The sequence below is a fragment of the Rhodococcus rhodochrous genome (assembly GCF_900187265.1).
Lineage (GTDB): Bacteria > Actinomycetota > Actinomycetes > Mycobacteriales > Mycobacteriaceae > Rhodococcus > Rhodococcus rhodochrous.
The window spans coordinates 2,967,880-2,986,081 of the sequence record NZ_LT906450.1 but is presented as its reverse complement, the minus strand read 5'-3'; the positions used below and the strand labels follow the sequence as shown (position 1 = coordinate 2,986,081).

Sequence of the window (18,202 nt, the reverse complement as noted above, 5' to 3'; positions counted from 1 at the left end):
CACAAAGACAATGGCCGAACGCGTCGTACTCGCCTATTCGGGCGGGCTGGACACCTCCGTCGCCATCAGCTGGATCGGCAAGGAGACCGGCAAGGAGGTCGTCGCCGTGGCCATCGACCTCGGCCAGGGTGGCGAGGACATGGAGGTCGTGCGTCAGCGCGCTCTCGACTGCGGTGCCGTCGAATCGATCGTCGTCGATGCCAAGGACGAGTTCGCCAACGAGTACTGCCTGCCCACCGTCCAGGCCAACGCGCTCTACATGGATCGCTACCCGCTCGTCTCGGCCATCAGCCGCCCGCTGATCGTCAAGCACATCGTGCAGGCCGCCCGCGAGCACGGCGGCACCGTCGTCTCCCACGGCTGCACCGGCAAGGGCAACGACCAGGTCCGCTTCGAGGTCGGCTTCGGTGCCCTCGCCCCCGACCTCCAGGTCATCGCCCCGGTCCGCGACTACGCCTGGACCCGCGAGAAGGCCATCGCCTTCGCCGAGGAGCACGGCCTGCCCATCAACGTCACCAAGCGTTCGCCGTTCTCCATCGACCAGAACGTCTGGGGCCGCGCCGTCGAGACCGGCTTCCTCGAGGACCTGTGGAACGCCCCCACCAAGGACGTCTACGACTACACCGAGGACCCCACCGCCCACTGGCAGGCACCCGACGAGCTGATCATCGCCTTCGAGGCAGGTCGCCCCGTCGCGATCGACGGCAAGCACGTCACCGTCCTCGAGGCCATCCAGGAACTCAACCGCCGCGCCGGCGCTCAGGGTGTGGGCCGCCTCGACATGGTCGAGGACCGCCTCGTCGGCATCAAGAGCCGCGAGATCTACGAGGCCCCCGGCGCCATCGCTCTCATCACCGCACACCAGGAACTCGAGCATGTCACCCTCGAGCGCGAACTCGGCCGCTACAAGCGTCGCGTCGAAGAGCGCTGGAGCGAGCTGGTGTACGACGGCCTGTGGTACTCCCCGCTGAAGACCGCCCTCGACGCCTTCATCAAGCACACCCAGGAACGCGTCACCGGCGAGATCCGCATGGTGCTCCACGGCGGACACATCACCGTCAACGGTCGCCGCAGCCCCGAGTCGCTGTACGACTTCAACCTCGCCACCTACGACGAGGGCGACAGCTTCGACCAGTCCAACGCCAAGGGCTTCGTGCAGATCCACGGCCTGTCGTCGAAGGTCGCCGCGAAGCGCGATCTGGGCCTGTAGTCATGACGGCTCACGGCACCAACGAAGGTGCCCTGTGGGGCGGCCGGTTCGCATCCGGACCGGCCGCCGCCATGGCGGCGCTGAGCAAGTCCACGCACTTCGACTGGGCGCTGGCCCCGTACGACGTGCGCGCCTCGCAGGCCCACGCCAAGGTTCTGCACCGCGCCGGACTCCTCACCGACGACGACCTCGCCACGATGCTCGACGGCCTCGACCGGCTCGCCGCCGATGTGGCCTCCGGTGCGTTCGGCCCGGCCGAGTCCGACGAGGACGTGCACGGCGCGCTCGAACGGGGGCTCATCGAACGGGTCGGCCCCGAGGTCGGCGGCCGGCTCCGCGCGGGCCGCTCCCGCAACGACCAGGTCGCAACGCTGTTCCGCATGTGGCTGCGCGACAGCGCGCGGCGCATCGCCGACGGTGTCCTCGACGTGGTCGATGCGATCGCCGACCAGGCCGCGGCGCACCCCGATGCCGTGATGCCGGGCAAGACGCACCTGCAGGCGGCGCAGCCCGTGCTGCTCGCGCACCACCTGCTCGCCCACGCGCATCCGTTGCTGCGCGACGTCGACCGGCTGCGCGACTTCGACAAGCGCGCGGCGGTCTCGCCGTACGGGTCGGGAGCGCTCGCCGGATCGTCGCTCGGTCTCGACCCCGACGCGATCGCGGCCGACCTGGGCTTCGACTCGGCGGCGGACAACTCGATCGACGCCACCAGCTCCCGCGACTTCGCGGCGGAAGCGGCGTTCGTGTTCGCGCAGATCGCCGTCGACCTCTCCCGCATGGCGGAAGAGATCATCCTGTGGAGCACCCCCGAGTTCGGGTACGTCACCCTCGCGGACGAATGGTCGACCGGATCGTCGATCATGCCGCAGAAGAAGAACCCGGACGTCTCCGAGCTCACCCGCGGTAAGGCCGGTCGCCTCATCGGCAACCTCACCGGTCTGCTGGCCACGCTCAAGGCGCAGCCGTTGGCCTACAACCGCGACCTGCAGGAGGACAAGGAGCCGGTCTTCGACTCCGTCGCACAGCTCGAGCTGCTGCTCCCGGCGATCGCAGGCCTCGTCTCGACGCTGACCTTCCACACCGAGCGCATGGCCGAGCTCGCACCCGCCGGATTCACCCTCGCGACCGACATCGCCGAGTGGATGGTCCGCCAGGGTGTGCCGTTCCGCGTCGCCCACGAGGCGGCCGGGGCGTGCGTGCGGGTCGCCGAAGGCCGCGGAGTCGGCCTCGAGGACCTCACGGACGAGGAGCTGGCCGGTGTCGATCCGGCACTGACCCCGCAGGTGCGGGAAGTGCTCACCGTCGAAGGCTCCATCGCCTCGCGCGACGCTCGCGGCGGCACCGCGGGCGTGCGGGTGGCCGAGCAGCTCGGCCGCGTGCGCGACGCCGCGGCACAACTGCGCGACCGGGTTCGCGCCTGACACGCCTGCCGTCCCGGGCACACCCCGAGTTGCCCGGGATGGCGAGGGCCGTGTGGCAGGCTGGCACATACTCTCGGCATGCAGCGGGTACCGGTGTAGAACCGCAGGTGCCGGGGACCGGTGCGGATACATCGTCGAGAAGGGGAGCGGACCGTGGGACTGGACGCCGATGTAGTGACCGAGTCGGTGCGACGGCTCGTCGCCACTGCCCAGAACGGTCTCGAAGTCCTGCGCTTCGGCGGCCTCGAACCCGGCCGGTCGTCGTCGCCCTATCAGGTCGTCGAGCGCACCTCCATGTACCGGCTCCGCCGGTACTTCCCCGAATCCGACACCGCCTCCACGGGCATCCCCATCGTTCTCGTACCACCGATGATGGTGTCCGCCGAGGTGTACGACGTCACCCGTGACGCCGGCGCCGTCGGCAGTCTCCACGAAGCGGGTCTCGATCCGTGGGTCGTGGACTTCGGATCGCCCGACCAGGAGGAGGGCGGCTGGAAGCGCACCCTCACCGATCACATCCTCGCCCTCGACGAGGTCGTCGACTGCGTCCGTGCCTACACCGGTCGCGACGTGCATCTCGGCGGGTACTCGCAGGGCGGCATGTTCTGCTATCAGGTCGCGGCCTACCGGCGCAGCCGCGGCATCGCGAGCCTGATCACCTTCGGCAGCCCGGTCGACACCCTCGCCGCCCTGCCGTTCGGGATCCCGGAGATCGTCGCGACCCACTCCGCCGACTTCCTCGCCGACCACGTCTTCAACCGCCTCGCGATCACCGGATGGATGGCGCGCACCGGCTTCCAGCTGCTCGATCCGGTCAAGACGCTGCGATCGCGCATCGACTTCCTGCTCCAGCTCCACGACCGGGAGGCGCTGCTGCCGCGCGAGCCGCAGCGCCGATTCCTCGACACCGAGGGGTGGGTGGCGTGGTCCGGTCCCGCCGTCGCGGAGGTACTGCGCCAGTTCATCGCCCACAACCGCATGGTCAGCGGTGGGTTCGTCATCAACGACCGGGCCGTGAGTCTCGCCGAGATCACCTGCCCGGTCCTCGCATTCGTCGGCGAGGTCGACGACATCGGGCAACCGCTCGCCGTGCGCGGCATCCGCAAGGCCGCACCCCGCGCGGAGGTCTACGAATACACCTTGCGCGCAGGTCATTTCGGACTCGTCGTGGGCAGTGTCGCCGGCCAGCAGACGTGGCCGTCGGTCGGGGAATGGGTGCAGTGGCGCGAGGGCGTCGGCGACCGGCCCGTCGGCATCACGCCGATGGCCGTGCCGAACCCGACCGACGAGGGCACCGGCGTCTCGGTCGCATCCCGCATCACGCACACCGCCGCGACCCTCGCCGATGTCGGAACGGATTTCGGCAAGGGGCTCGCCGGGGTCGCGGTCGGTGCCGTCCGCGGTGCACGCGATCTCACCGGCGAAGCGGCACGGGCATTGCCTCGCCTCGCGCGGCTCGGACAGATCCAGCCGCGAACCCGTATCTCCGTCGGCGGCCTGCTCGCCGAGATCGGCCGCAAGTCGCCGAAGCGGGAGTGCTTCATCTTCGAGGACCGGGTCTACACCTTCGAGTCCGTGAACCAGCGGATCGACAACATCGTCCTCGGACTCGTCGACAACGGCATCCGTCCCGCGATGCACGTCGGCATCCTCATGGATGTGCGCCCCAGCGCGATGGCGGCGGTCGCGGCGATCTCCCGCCTCGGCGGCGTCTCCGTCCTCATCCCGCCAGGACCGGACATCGCCGAGGCCGTGCGACTGGGTGGTGTCGAAAAGATCGTCGCCGATCCCGAGAACCTCGACGCGGCCGTCGCGACCGGTCTTCCCGTGCTGGTCCTCGGTGGCGGCGACGTCCGCGACCTCGACATCGAGCCCGGCGCCGACGTCGTCGATCTCGAACGACTCGACATCTCCTCCGTGCAACTGCCGGGCTGGTACGTCCCCGATCCCGGACTCGCGCGCGAACTCGCATTCATCCTGTTCTCCGGTGGTGGCGACACGCTGGCGGTGCGGCGGGTCACCAACTACCGGTGGGCGCTGTCGGCCTTCGGTACCGCCACCGCCGCCTCGCTCGGCCGCGGTGACACCATGTACTGCCTTGCGCCCCTGCATCATTCGTCCGGTCTGCTGGTCAGTTTCGGCGGGGCGCTCGCGGGCGGGGCGCGTATCGCACTGTCGCGCGGGTTGAATCCGTCGCTCTTCAGCGACGAAGTGCACCGCTACGGCGTCACCGTCGTCACCTATACCTGGTCGATGATGCGTGAGGTGCTCGACAGCCCGTCGCTGCACATCGACGCCATCCATCCCATCCGGTTGTTCATCGGTTCCGGCATGCCACCGGGCCTGTGGCGCCGCACCCTCGACCGGTTCGAGCCCGCCCGGGTTCTCGAGTTCTACGCGTCGACCGAGGGCAACGTCGTACTCGCGAACGTCTCCGGCTCGAAGATCGGCTCGAAGGGCCGGCCGTTGCCCGGGAGCGCAGACGTACGCCTCGCTGCCTACGACGCCGGCGCAGGCCGACTCGTCGAGGACGAACGAGGGTTCGTGCGGGAAGCGCAGGTCGGCGAGGTCGGGTTGCTGCTCGGCCGGCCCGGCCCGGCCACCTCGGCGATCACCGGTGTGATGCGCGGCGTCTTCGAACCGGGCGACGTGTGGGTGCCCACCGACAACCTGTTCCGGCGCGATGCGGACGGTGACTACTGGCTGCTCGACAGTCGGCGGACGGTCATCCCCACCTACCACGGCCCGGTCTTCACCCAGAGCGCGGCCGATGTGCTCGAGTCGATCCCGCGCGTCGATCTCGCCGTCGCCTACGGCATCTCGGTAGGGGGCCGCGACATCGCGGTCGCCGCGTGCACGCTGCGGGGCAACCGCGCCCCGACCGCCGCCGAGATCACGGCGGCGTTCGACTCGGTCCCGGCCGACGAACGACCCGATCTCGTGCACGTCGTGCCCGACATCCCATTGGGCCCGTCCTACCGCCCGTCCGCCGATCGTCTGCGCGAACAGGGGTTGCCCGTACCCACCGTCCGCACCTGGTTCCTCAACCCCGAGACCGGGACGTACAAGCGGTTCACCAAGGCCGTGGTCACGGCGTGGAAGGCGGGCACGGCCGGTTCGCCCGCCGGAGCGCGGTAGCCTGGGTCCGGTTCGGTTCCGCCCTTCGAAAGGACATCCGTGGCTGTCGATCCCACGTTGCTGAGCATTCTGGCCTGTCCGGAGGACAAGGGGCCGTTGCTTCTCGTCGACGACGCCGTCCTGTACAACCCGCGACTGCGGCGGGCGTATCCGATCGAGAACGGCATCCCCGTCCTCCTCGTCGACGAGGCCCGCGAGGTCACCGACGCCGAGCACGAGGACTTCACCGCACGCGGTGTCGCCGGATGGAGCACGGACTGAGCCGCAATCGTCGATCCGTCCGCGGCGAACTCGAACGACTCGAACCGGTCGAGGCCGCCGAGGCGCTGCTCGGAGCAACCGTCCGGGTGGGGGAGACCATCGTCCTGCTGACGGAGGTCGAGGCCTACGGCGGACCCGAGGACGGACCGTGGCCCGATCCGGCCGCGCACTCGTACCGCGGACCCACCCCGCGCAACTCCGTCATGTTCGGACCTGCGGGCCATCTGTACGTCTACCGCAGCTACGGGCTGCACTTCTGCGCGAACATCTCCCTCGGCCCCGACGGCACCGCAGCGGCAGTGCTGTTGCGCGGCGGCGAGGTCGTCGAGGGGGAGCAGGCCGTCCGTTCCCGTCGCACGCCCGGCACACCGTTCGCGAATCTGGCGCGTGGTCCAGGCAATCTCGCTGCTGCGCTCGGCCTCGATCTGGCCGACAACGGCATCGACGTGGATGCGTCAGACGCTCGGGTGCGGGTGGAACTTCCGTCCGAACCGCTGGTCGGGGAGGTCGCGCGAGGTCCGCGGGTGGGGATCAGTGTGGCGGCCGACAGGCCGTGGCGGTTGTGGGTTCCCGGGGCGATCGGGGTCTCCGCGTACCGGCGCAGCCCACGCGCGCCCGCCGCCCCTCGGGCGTGATGGGATGATCGAACGGTGACTGAGCACATTCTCGACGAACTGACCTGGCGCGGGCTCATCGCGCAATCGACCGATCTCGACGCACTTCGAGGCGAACTCGACAAGGGCCCGATCACCCTCTATGCCGGTTTCGATCCGACCGGCCCGAGCCTGCACGCCGGTCACCTCGTTCCGCTCCTCGCACTCAAGCGTTTCCAGCGCGCCGGCCATCGGCCCATCGTTCTCGCGGGTGGCGCGACCGGCATGATCGGCGACCCGCGGGACGTGGGGGAGCGCACCATGAACTCCGCCGACACCGTCGCCGAATGGGCAGGGCGGATCCGTGGGCAGCTCGAGCGGTTCGTCGACTTCGACGATTCCCCGACGGGAGCCGTGGTCGTGAACAACCTCGACTGGACCGGCAAGCTGTCCGCGATCGACTTCCTGCGCGATATCGGCAAGCACTTCTCGATCAACGTGATGCTCGCCCGCGACACGGTCAAGCGCCGACTCGAGGGTGACGGCATCTCGTACACCGAGTTCAGCTACATGCTCTTGCAGGCCAACGACTACGTGCAGCTGCGCCGCGAGTACGGATGTGCGCTGCAGGTCGGTGGTTCCGATCAGTGGGGCAACATCATCGCCGGTGTCGAGCTCAACCGTCGTACCGACGGCGCGAGCGTGCACGCCCTGACCGTCCCGCTCGTGACCTCGTCCGACGGCAAGAAGTTCGGCAAGTCCACCGGCGGTGGAAGTCTGTGGCTCGACCCGGAGATGACCAGCCCGTACGCCTGGTACCAGTACTTCGTCAACGCGGCCGACGCCGACGTCATGAAGTACCTGCGCTGGTTCACCTTCCTCGACAAGGACGAGCTCGCCGAGCTGGAGACCGCCACCACGGAGCGTCCGCACGCACGCGAGGCCCAGAAGCGACTGGCAGCCGAGATGACCACGCTCGTGCACGGAGCGCACAACACCGCCGCAGTCGAGTTGGCGAGCCGTGCACTGTTCGGGCGAGGCGAGCTGGGTGAGCTGGACGAGTCCACGCTCGCCGCCGCACTGACCGAGGCGTCCGTGACGGAGCTCCGCGCCGGCGAGCCGGACACGATCATCGACCTGCTCGTCGCGTCGGGTCTGTGCGAGAGCAAGGGGGCCGCGCGTCGCACCGTCAAGGAAGGCGGCGCATCGGTCAATAACGTCCGCATCTCGTCGGAGGAGTGGACCCCGCGCGACGGAGAACTGCTGCACGGACGCTGGCTGGTGCTGCGTCGAGGCAAGCGGAACTTCGCCGGCGTGCGAGTCGTCCGCGACTGACACCGTCGCCGACGCTGGCGAGCCTCTGACCAGCGGATTTGACGGCTCGTTAGCGTCGGCGTAACTTAGTCGTCGTTCGAGCGACACCGAACAGCCAGCCGGACCGAGAGGTTCGGAAACAGGCATGTTCGATGTCGCATCGATCGGCTCTCACCGAAGAGGACGGGAAGCAGCGATTTGCGGCCCTGAATTCGGATGTGATAGCTTAGAACGGTTGCCTCGGAGCGAGCCGGACAGGTGTCCGGAAACGTAACGATGTGCGCGTGTTCTTTGAGAACTCAACAGTGTGCCGATGAATGTCAGTGCCAAATAATATTTGGTGCGACCACTTCACTTTTTGTGGGTGGTTGTTGCTGGACATCGCATTCTTCCGTCTGCGGTGATCCAGTGTTTAGCTAGTTTGAGTTTTTATGCTAGTGATTTGACTCGATGTCTTTGACTGATTGCCCCTTCGGGGTGATTGTGAGTCTTCAACGGAGAGTTTGATCCTGGCTCAGGACGAACGCTGGCGGCGTGCTTAACACATGCAAGTCGAACGATGAAGCCCAGCTTGCTGGGTGGATTAGTGGCGAACGGGTGAGTAACACGTGGGTGATCTGCCCTGCACTCTGGGATAAGCCTGGGAAACTGGGTCTAATACCGGATATGACCTCTTGCTGCATGGTGAGGGGTGGAAAGTTTTTCGGTGCAGGATGAGCCCGCGGCCTATCAGCTTGTTGGTGGGGTAATGGCCTACCAAGGCGACGACGGGTAGCCGGCCTGAGAGGGCGACCGGCCACACTGGGACTGAGACACGGCCCAGACTCCTACGGGAGGCAGCAGTGGGGAATATTGCACAATGGGCGAAAGCCTGATGCAGCGACGCCGCGTGAGGGATGACGGCCTTCGGGTTGTAAACCTCTTTCAGCAGGGACGAAGCGAAAGTGACGGTACCTGCAGAAGAAGCACCGGCCAACTACGTGCCAGCAGCCGCGGTAATACGTAGGGTGCGAGCGTTGTCCGGAATTACTGGGCGTAAAGAGCTCGTAGGCGGTTTGTCGCGTCGTCTGTGAAATCCCGCAGCTCAACTGCGGGCTTGCAGGCGATACGGGCAGACTCGAGTACTGCAGGGGAGACTGGAATTCCTGGTGTAGCGGTGAAATGCGCAGATATCAGGAGGAACACCGGTGGCGAAGGCGGGTCTCTGGGCAGTAACTGACGCTGAGGAGCGAAAGCGTGGGTAGCGAACAGGATTAGATACCCTGGTAGTCCACGCCGTAAACGGTGGGCGCTAGGTGTGGGTTTCCTTCCACGGGATCCGTGCCGTAGCCAACGCATTAAGCGCCCCGCCTGGGGAGTACGGCCGCAAGGCTAAAACTCAAAGGAATTGACGGGGGCCCGCACAAGCGGCGGAGCATGTGGATTAATTCGATGCAACGCGAAGAACCTTACCTGGGTTTGACATGTACCGGACGACTGCAGAGATGTGGTTTCCCTTGTGGCCGGTAGACAGGTGGTGCATGGCTGTCGTCAGCTCGTGTCGTGAGATGTTGGGTTAAGTCCCGCAACGAGCGCAACCCTTGTCCTGTGTTGCCAGCACGTAATGGTGGGGACTCGCAGGAGACTGCCGGGGTCAACTCGGAGGAAGGTGGGGACGACGTCAAGTCATCATGCCCCTTATGTCCAGGGCTTCACACATGCTACAATGGTCGGTACAGAGGGCTGCGATACCGTGAGGTGGAGCGAATCCCTTAAAGCCGGTCTCAGTTCGGATCGGGGTCTGCAACTCGACCCCGTGAAGTCGGAGTCGCTAGTAATCGCAGATCAGCAACGCTGCGGTGAATACGTTCCCGGGCCTTGTACACACCGCCCGTCACGTCATGAAAGTCGGTAACACCCGAAGCCGGTGGCCTAACCCCTTGTGGGAGGGAGCCGTCGAAGGTGGGATCGGCGATTGGGACGAAGTCGTAACAAGGTAGCCGTACCGGAAGGTGCGGCTGGATCACCTCCTTTCTAAGGAGCACTTCTCCCGGCGAGGGGTCACACAGGTGACGTCCTCACGGGCAGAGACTGTTTCGTTCCCACGGGTGGAACGGCAGAAGCTCATGGGTGGAACGCTGACAACCTCATCCGCATATCAGCCGGCTACACGGTCGGTTGGTGGGTGATATATCGGTGCACTGTTGGGTCCTGAGAGAACACGCGAGTGTTTGATCAGCGACGATGACTTACGAAGACGGTTGGCCGTGTGGTCGGCGTTGGTAGGGGTTGTTGTGTGTTGTTTGAGAACTGCACAGTGGACGCGAGCATCTTTGTTGTAAGTGTTTATGAGCGTACGGTGGATGTCTTGGCACCAGGAGCCGATGAAGGACGTGGGAGGCTGCGATATGCCTCGGGGAGCTGTCAACCGAGCTGTGATCCGAGGATTTCCGAATGGGGAAACCCAGCACGAGTGATGTCGTGTTACCCGCACCTGAATATATAGGGTGTGTGGAGGGAACGTGGGGAAGTGAAACATCTCAGTACCCACAGGAAGAGAAAACAACATGTGATTCCGTGAGTAGTGGCGAGCGAAAGCGGATGAGGCTAAACCGAGTACATGTGATACCTGGCAGGGGTTGTGTATTCGGGGTTGTGGGGTTCGTTGTGTCGGCGCTGCCATGCCGGCCGACAGTAAGAAATCGTCGTGTTAGTCGAAGTGGTCTGGAACGGCCTGTCGTAGAGGGTGAGAATCCCGTAGACGAAAACACGGCGACTGTCGATTCGAATACCCGAGTAGCACCGGGCCCGTGAAATCCGGTGTGAATCTGTCGGGACCACCCGATAAGCCTGAATACTCCCTGGTGACCGATAGCGGACTAGTACCGTGAGGGAAAGATGAAAAGTACCCCGGGAGGGGAGTGAAATAGTACCTGAAACCGTGCGCTTACAATCCGTCAGAGCCTTCGAACACTTCGGTGTTGGGGGTGATGGCGTGCCTTTTGAAGAATGAGCCTGCGAGTTAGTGGCATGTCGCGAGGTTAACCCGTGTGGGGTAGCCGTAGCGAAAGCGAGTCCGAATAGGGCGGGTCAGTGGCATGTTCTAGACCCGAAGCGGAGTGATCTACCCATGGCCAGGGTGAAGCGATGGTAAGACGTCGTGGAGGCCCGAACCCACTTAGGTTGAAAACTGAGGGGATGAGTTGTGGGTAGGGGTGAAAGGCCAATCAAACTCCGTGATAGCTGGTTCTCCCCGAAATGCATTTAGGTGCAGCGTCGCGTGTTTCTCACCGGAGGTAGAGCTACTGGATGGTCTAGGGGGCCCACAAGCTTACCGAAATCAGCCAAACTCCGAATGCCGGTGAGTGAGAGCGCGGCAGTGAGACTGCGGGGGATAAGCTTCGTAGTCGAGAGGGAAACAGCCCAGATCGCCGGCTAAGGCCCCTAAGCGTGTACTAAGTGGAAAAGGATGTGGGATCGCTGAGACAACCAGGAGGTTGGCTTAGAAGCAGCCACCCTTGAAAGAGTGCGTAATAGCTCACTGGTCAAGTGGTCCTGCGCCGACAATGTAGCGGGGCTCAAGTACACCGCCGAAGCCGCGGCATTCACATAACACCCCGGAAGGGTTACGGCTTTTCCGGCAGTGGTGTGGATGGGTAGGGGAGCGTCGTGTGGCCGTGGAAGCGCCGGAGTGATCCAGGTGTGGAGGCCACGCGAGTGAGAATGCAGGCATGAGTAGCGAAAGACGAGTGAGAAACTCGTCCGCCGGATGACCAAGGGTTCCTGGGCCAGGTTAATCCGCCCAGGGTGAGTCGGGACCTAAGGCGAGGCCGACAGGCGTAGTCGATGGACAACGGGTTGATATTCCCGTACCCGTGTATCCGCGCCCAATGGCGAATCAGTTGTGCTAACCGTCCAAAAGTCTCCGCTGTTCCTTCGGGAACTGTGGGGATGGCTGCACGGGACCCTGATTGTAGTAGTCAAGCGATGGGGTGACGCAGGAAGGTAGCTGGGCCAGGTGATGGAATACCTGGTGTAAGCCGGTAGGGCGAATGGTAGGCAAATCCGCCATTCATCAAGCCTGAGAGGTGATGCGTACCCGTTGAGGGGAATTCAGTGATCCTATGCTGCCGAGAAAAGCCTCTAGTGAGTTGGTACACGGCCCGTACCCCAAACCGACACAGGTGGTCAGGTAGAGAATACCGAGGCGATCGAGAGAACTGTGGTTAAGGAACTCGGCAAAATGCCCCCGTAACTTCGGGAGAAGGGGGACCACGCTCGGTGACGAGTCTTGCACTCTGAGCTGGGGGTGGTCGCAGAGACCAGAGAGAAGCGACTGTTTACTAAAAACACAGGTCCGTGCGAAGTCGTAAGACGATGTATACGGACTGACGCCTGCCCGGTGCTGGAAGGTTAAGAGGACCGGTTAGTCACTTCGGTGGCGAAGCTGAGAATTTAAGCCCCAGTAAACGGCGGTGGTAACTATAACCATCCTAAGGTAGCGAAATTCCTTGTCGGGTAAGTTCCGACCTGCACGAATGGCGTAACGACTTCTCTGCTGTCTCGACCACAGACTCGGCGAAATTGCATTACGAGTAAAGATGCTCGTTACGCGCGGCAGGACGAAAAGACCCCGGGACCTTCACTATAGCTTGGTATTGGTGTTCGGTTCGGTTTGTGTAGGATAGGTGGGAGACTGTGAAGCGGCCACGCCAGTGGTTGTGGAGTCGTTGTTGAAATACCACTCTGATCGTATTGGACCTCTAACCTCGGACCATGATCTGGTTCAGGGACAGTGCCTGGTGGGTAGTTTAACTGGGGCGGTTGCCTCCCAAAATGTAACGGAGGCGCCCAAAGGTTCCCTCAGCCTGGTTGGCAATCAGGTGTCGAGTGCAAGTGCACAAGGGAGCTTGACTGTGAGACTGACAGGTCGAGCAGGGACGAAAGTCGGGACTAGTGATCCGGCACCGGCATGTGGAAGCGGTGTCGCTCAACGGATAAAAGGTACCCCGGGGATAACAGGCTGATCTTCCCCAAGAGTCCATATCGACGGGATGGTTTGGCACCTCGATGTCGGCTCGTCGCATCCTGGGGCTGGAGTAGGTCCCAAGGGTTGGGCTGTTCGCCCATTAAAGCGGCACGCGAGCTGGGTTTAGAACGTCGTGAGACAGTTCGGTCTCTATCCGCCGCGCGCGTTAGAAACTTGAGGAAGGCTGTCCCTAGTACGAGAGGACCGGGACGGACGAACCTCTGGTGTGCCAGTTGTCCCGCCAGGGGCATGGCTGGTTGGCTACGTTCGGAAGGGATAACCGCTGAAAGCATCTAAGCGGGAAGCCTGTTCCAAGATGAGGTTTCTCACCCCCTCGAGGGGGTAAGGCCCCCGGCAGACCACCGGGTTGATAGGCCGGAACTGGAAGCACAGCAATGTGTGGAGGTGACCGGTACTAATAGGCCGAGGACTTACCACGAAGATGTTACGCGTCCACTGTGCGGTATCTGAAACAACACACACAGATATCCGATCGAGTTCTGCTGCGGCGGAACGCTATCGAGAGGTCTGCGTGGTTACTGTTTCATAGAGTTACGGCGGCCATAGCGACAGGGAAACGCCCGGTCCCATTCCGAACCCGGAAGCTAAGCCTGTCTGCGCCGATGGTACTGCACTCGACAGGGTGTGGGAGAGTAGGACACCGCCGAACACCCGTTCCGAAAGGGGACCCACTCGTTTGGGTCCCCTTTCGTGTTTTCATGAGAGGATTTTTCTGTGTCCGACGGCAACGGTGAACGTCGGTCCTTCAGGAGTGGAGGATCCACTCCGTGGTCGGGCCGCAAGAACGAACGCGAGGAACGCGCCGACGACAGTCGCGGCGAGCGCGCACCCCGCGACCGCGACGAGCGGGGACGGGGCGACGACCGCCGGCAGGGTGGCTACGGATCCGCCGGACGTTCGTCCGGCCGCGACGACCGTCCGCAGCGCGGTGACGATCGGCGCCCGCAACGGAGCGACGATCGACGTCCCCAGCGCAGCGACGACCAGCGCTCCCAGCGCAGCGACGACCAGCGCTCCCAGCGCAGCGACGACCAGCGCTCCCAGCGCAGCGACGACCGCCGTTCCTTCCAGGGCGGCGAACGTCGGGATCGCGGCCGCGACGACGCTCGTCCCAATCGCAGCGACCGTCCCGACCGTCCCTACCGCGAACGCTCCGGAGGCGACGACCGCCCCCGCCGCAACGATGACCGTTCGAGCCGCGGCGACGACCGTGGTCGGCAGTACGGCGACCGTCCCCGTCAGGGTTCGGACAGTTCCCGCGGTGAGCGCAGCTACGGCAACCGCGACGATCGTCGTGGTGGCGACCATCGCGGTGGCAGTGACCAGCGTGGCGGCGACCGGCGAGGCTATTCCGGCGACCGCCGTGGCCCCCAGTCCGGCGACCGTCGTAGCGAGGGAGCACCCCGTCGTCGTGGCGGCGAAGGCGGGTTCGGTCCGGGTCGCGGGCGCGAAGGCATCGCACCGCAGCGTCGCGACGCACGTCCGGACGAGCCGGACATCCCCGACGACGTCGAGGCCTCCGAACTCGATCCGACGATCCGCCGCGACCTGCTGAGCCTGGACAAGTCGAACGCGAACACCGTCGCCCGGCATCTGGTGATGGCCGGTCGCCTGCTCGACGACGATCCCCGCGCCGCGCTCACCCATGCTCGCGCCGCACGTCAGCGCGCCGGCCGCATCGCGGTCGTCCGCGAGGCCGCCGGCATCACCGCCTACCACGCCGGTGAGTGGGCGGAGGCGCTGTCCGAACTCCGCGCAGCACGCCGCATGTCCGGTGGTACCGGGCTGCTGGCCGTCATGGCCGATTGCGAGCGCGGCCTCGGACGTCCCGAGAAGGCTCTCGAACTGGGGCGGAGCGAGGAAGCACGCAAGCTGACCGGCGACGAGGCCACGGAGCTGCGCATCGTCCTCGCCGGTGCCCGTATGGATCTCGGTCAGTACGACCAGGCCGTCGTCACCCTGCAGACGCCCGATCTCGATCCGGAGCGGACCGGTACGCCGGCCGCCCGTCTCTTCTACGCCTACGCCGACGCACTCGTCGCCGCCGGGCGGACCGAAGAAGGCGTGCAGTGGTTCCTGCATTCCGCAGCGGCCGACATCGAAGGCGTCACCGACGCCGAGGAGCGGGTGGAGGAGCTCACCGGAGAGGCGCCGTGACCGACGGCACCGACCTTTCCGGTACGGCCTCCGGCGACAGCCTGCGTCGGATCTACGACGTCCTGCTGCTCGATCTCGACGGCACCGTCTACCGGGGTGCCGAACCCGTCCCGGGTGCCCGCGAGGCGCTGGCCACGGGGGACGACACCGTTCTGTACGTGACGAACAACGCCAGCCGTCGACCCTCGGAGGTCGCGCTGCACCTGCGGGAACTCGGCTTCCCGGCCGACGACTCGTCGGTGGTGACGAGCTCGCAGTCCGCTGCGCGCTTGCTCGCCGAGCGGTTCCCGGCCGGTGCGCCGGTGCTCGTCGTCGGCACCGAGGCCTTGGCCGAGGAGGTGGCCGGTGTCGGCCTCACCCCGGTCCGGTCCGCGGATGCGCATCCGGTGGCGGTGGTGCAGGGGCATTCCCCGGACTCCGGATGGGCGATCCTGGCGGAGGCGACGCTCGCCGTCCGCGCCGGCGCCCTGTGGGTGGCCACCAATGTCGACTCGACCCTGCCCACCGAGCGCGGACTCGTCCTCGGCAACGGATCGATGGTCGCGGCGGTGCGCAACGCCACCGGCGCGACCCCGATCGTGGCGGGCAAACCCGCAGCTCCGCTGCTCGAAGACGCGATCCGCCGCGGTGGTGCCCGTCGTCCCCTCGTCATCGGTGACCGGTTGGACACCGACATCGAAGGCGCCAACGCCGTCGGTGTGGATTCCCTGCTCGTGCTGACCGGGGTCAGCACCGTCGACGACCTGCTGCGGGCTCCGGCCGAGCAGCGCCCGACCTACGTCGCAGCCTCGCTCGCGAGCCTCGACCAGCCGGCGGACCTGCTCCGTGTGGCACCGCACGACTCGTGGGACGTCACGGTCGACGGAGGTGATCTTCACCTCGCCGCCGCGCAGTCGGCGGCCGATCCGATGGAGGCGTTGCGGGGTCTGCTCGACATCGCCTGGGCCAACCCCGGATTCGGGCAGGTCCGTCCGGTGGACGAGCGTGCGCGGTCCGTCGTGGACACGTGGGCGGCGACGGTCTGATCCGCACCGGAGGGTGTGGCCCGGTCGCACCCATCGACTAGCGTGGACGGCGATGAGCACGCCGATTCCACGTCCGGGCGAACACCTTCCCGGCGCACGCCCCACGGTCGATCCCGCACACGTCCGCGAGGAGGTCGACGCGTTGCTGGCGCGTGTCCGCGAGGGCGCATCCCTCCCCGGTGCCGCAAGCACCGACCAGTCCGTGCTGCTCGAGCAGGCCGACCTGCTCGAACGTGCCCACGAGGTCCTCGTGCAGGCCTTGTCGACCGTGGACAAGATCTGACGTGGCACGCCGGGCACGCGTCGACGCGGAACTGGTGCGGCGGGGTCTGGCGCGCTCGCGTGAGCACGCCAGCGAACTGATCGCCGCAGGTCGGGTGCTGATCGCCGGCACCGTGGCCTCCAAACCGGCGACCGCTGTCGAACCGAACACGCCGTTGATCGTCACCGAGGTGAGCGACGAGGTCTCCTGGGCGTCCCGCGGCGCCCACAAACTCCTCGGCGCACTCGAGGCGTTCACACCGCAGGGTTTGCAGGTGTCGGGGCGTCGCTGCCTCGACGCCGGCGCGTCGACCGGCGGATTCACCGATGTCCTGTTGCACGAGGGTGCCGCGGAGGTCGTCGCCGTGGACGTCGGCTACGGCCAGCTGATCTGGCGCCTGCAGTCCGACGAGCGTGTCCACGTGATCGATCGAACAAATGTGCGTAGCATCGACGCGGAGACGATCGGCGGGCGCGTCGACCTGGTGGTCGCAGACCTGTCGTTCATCTCGCTGAAGTTGGTGTTGCCGGCGTTCGTCGCCTGCGTCGCCCCCGGCGGCGACCTGCTACCGATGGTCAAACCGCAGTTCGAGGTGGGCAAGGACCGGGTCGGCAGCGGTGGCGTGGTGCGCGACCCGGCGCTGCGCACCGAGGCGGTGCTCGACGTCGCGCGCGAAGCACAGCGTCAGGGCCTGCGCACCCTCGGAGCAGTGGCGAGCCCACTGCCCGGGCCGTCCGGGAACGTCGAGTACTTCCTGTGGCTGCGGGCCGGGGAGTCTGGGCCGGAGGAACTCGACCCAGCCGTGATCGAACTGATCGAGCGTGCGGTGCAGGAAGGACCACAGTGAGCGAAGAGACCGCCGCGGACGACGCGGCGCGATCGGGCCGGGAGATCCTGCTGGTCTCCCATTCGGGGCGCGACGAGATCGCAGGCACCGCATTGCGGGTCGCCAAGATCCTCGGCGAGGCCGGTATCGGTCTGCGCACCCTCGACGACGAGGCGGTGAGCAACGGACTCGGCGTCCTCGCCCTGCCGGGCAGCTTCATCAGCGTCGTCGAACCGGGACCGGAAGCGGCCGCCGGATGCGAGATGGTGATCGTCCTCGGCGGCGACGGCAGTTTCCTCCGGGCCGCCGAATTCGCGCAGTACTCGGCGGTGCCCGTCCTCGGTATCAACCTCGGCCGCATCGGTTTCCTCGCCGAGTCCGAGGCCGAGCACCTCGAGGAAGCGCTCATGCAGGTGGTGCGCCGCGAATACCGCGTCGAACAGCGCATGACCCTCGACGTGACCGTGCGGATGGACGACGAGATCCTCGACCGCGGGTGGGCGCTCAACGAGGCGAGCCTCGAGAACAAGTCGCGCCTCGGCGTGCTCGAAGTGGTGCTCGAGGTCGACGGCCGCCCCGTCTCCTCGTTCGGCTGCGACGGTGTCCTCGTCGCCACCCCGACAGGATCGACGGCCTACGCCTTCTCGGCCGGCGGACCGATCGTGTGGCCCGAACTCGAAGCGCTACTGGTGATCCCGAGCAACGCCCACGCACTGTTCGCGCGCCCGCTGGTGACCAGCCCCCAGTCGATCATCGCGGTCGAAACCCTCGCCGGCGGCCACGACGGGGTGGTCTTCTGCGACGGGCGCCGCATCATCGACGTCCCGGCCGGTGCCAGGCTCGAGGTGGTGCGAGGATGCGATCCGGTCCGCTGGGTGCGGCTGGATTCGGCACCCTTCGCGGATCGGATGGTGCGCAAGTTCGAACTTCCGGTGAAGGGCTGGCGGGGAAGGAAGCTCTGAG

Annotated in this window: 10 protein-coding genes, 3 rRNA genes and 1 pseudogene; all 14 read left to right on the top strand. The window is 65.8% G+C overall.

Annotation, left to right across the window (positions count from 1 at the left end):
• Positions 1–10 precede the first annotated feature (10 nt).
• Entirely contained in the window at positions 11–1,210 is a 1,200-nt protein-coding gene (locus tag CKW34_RS13710) for an argininosuccinate synthase (protein ID WP_059381102.1), read from the top strand.
• Positions 1,211–1,212: 2 nt separating this feature from the next.
• The gene (gene argH, locus CKW34_RS13705; RefSeq protein ID WP_059381103.1) at positions 1,213–2,634 is read left to right on the top strand and encodes an argininosuccinate lyase; all 1,422 of its coding nucleotides are present in this window, start codon (positions 1,213–1,215) and stop codon (positions 2,632–2,634) included.
• Between the two features lie 153 nt (positions 2,635–2,787).
• On the top strand, positions 2,788–5,772 hold the full coding sequence (locus tag CKW34_RS13700; protein WP_059381104.1) for an AMP-binding protein: 2,985 nt from the start codon (positions 2,788–2,790) through the stop codon (positions 5,770–5,772).
• A 39-nt stretch (positions 5,773–5,811) separates the two neighbouring features.
• The gene (locus CKW34_RS13695) at positions 5,812–6,033 is read left to right on the top strand and encodes a Trm112 family protein (protein WP_016692763.1); all 222 of its coding nucleotides are present in this window, start codon (positions 5,812–5,814) and stop codon (positions 6,031–6,033) included.
• The gene (locus tag CKW34_RS13690; protein WP_059381105.1) at positions 6,018–6,668 is read left to right on the top strand and encodes a DNA-3-methyladenine glycosylase; all 651 of its coding nucleotides are present in this window, start codon (positions 6,018–6,020) and stop codon (positions 6,666–6,668) included. Before CKW34_RS13695 ends, CKW34_RS13690 begins: the two co-directional genes overlap by 16 nt.
• Positions 6,669–6,683: 15 nt before the next feature.
• The gene (tyrS, locus tag CKW34_RS13685; protein WP_059381106.1) at positions 6,684–7,961 is read left to right on the top strand and encodes a tyrosine--tRNA ligase; all 1,278 of its coding nucleotides are present in this window, start codon (positions 6,684–6,686) and stop codon (positions 7,959–7,961) included.
• A gap of 470 nt (positions 7,962–8,431) precedes the next feature.
• A 16S ribosomal RNA gene (locus tag CKW34_RS13680) occupies positions 8,432–9,953 on the top strand.
• Between the two features lie 302 nt (positions 9,954–10,255).
• Positions 10,256–13,387 (top strand): 23S ribosomal RNA (locus CKW34_RS13675).
• 114 nt (positions 13,388–13,501) lie between these two features.
• Positions 13,502–13,618: ribosomal RNA gene (gene rrf, locus CKW34_RS13670) — 5S ribosomal RNA — on the top strand.
• Together the 16S, 23S and 5S rRNA genes form the textbook arrangement of a ribosomal RNA operon.
• Before the next feature lie 596 nt (positions 13,619–14,214).
• A pseudogene (locus tag CKW34_RS24850) lies at positions 14,215–15,126 on the top strand (tetratricopeptide repeat protein); the annotation flags it as partial.
• Positions 15,123–16,151, top strand: a complete 1,029-nt coding sequence (locus tag CKW34_RS13660) for an HAD-IIA family hydrolase (protein WP_059384117.1) — start codon at positions 15,123–15,125, stop codon at positions 16,149–16,151. The pseudogene CKW34_RS24850 and the gene CKW34_RS13660, both read left to right, overlap by 4 nt.
• A gap of 52 nt (positions 16,152–16,203) precedes the next feature.
• A complete protein-coding gene (locus CKW34_RS13655; RefSeq protein WP_059384118.1) occupies positions 16,204–16,434 on the top strand; it encodes a hypothetical protein in 231 nt (76 codons plus the stop codon).
• Between the two features lies 1 nt (position 16,435).
• Positions 16,436–17,260: a TlyA family RNA methyltransferase gene (locus CKW34_RS13650; protein ID WP_059384119.1), complete on the top strand. Its 825-nt coding sequence runs from the start codon at positions 16,436–16,438 to the stop codon at positions 17,258–17,260.
• Positions 17,257–18,201 (top strand): NAD kinase, encoded by a 945-nt coding sequence (locus CKW34_RS13645; RefSeq protein ID WP_059384120.1) that lies wholly within the window; start codon positions 17,257–17,259, stop codon positions 18,199–18,201. The genes CKW34_RS13650 and CKW34_RS13645 overlap by 4 nt, the downstream gene beginning before the upstream one ends.
• Position 18,202 lies beyond the last annotated feature (1 nt).

Excerpts from the sequence above, each read along its gene's own strand:
- CKW34_RS13710 (WP_059381102.1), top strand. The coding sequence starts at position 11 with ATGGCCGAACGCGTCGTACTCGCCTATTCGGGCGGGCTGGACACCTCC.
- argH (WP_059381103.1), top strand. The coding sequence starts at position 1,213 with ATGACGGCTCACGGCACCAACGAAGGTGCCCTGTGGGGCGGCCGGTTC.
- CKW34_RS13690 (WP_059381105.1), top strand. The coding sequence starts at position 6,018 with ATGGAGCACGGACTGAGCCGCAATCGTCGATCCGTCCGCGGCGAACTC.
- CKW34_RS13655 (WP_059384118.1), top strand. The coding sequence starts at position 16,204 with ATGAGCACGCCGATTCCACGTCCGGGCGAACACCTTCCCGGCGCACGC.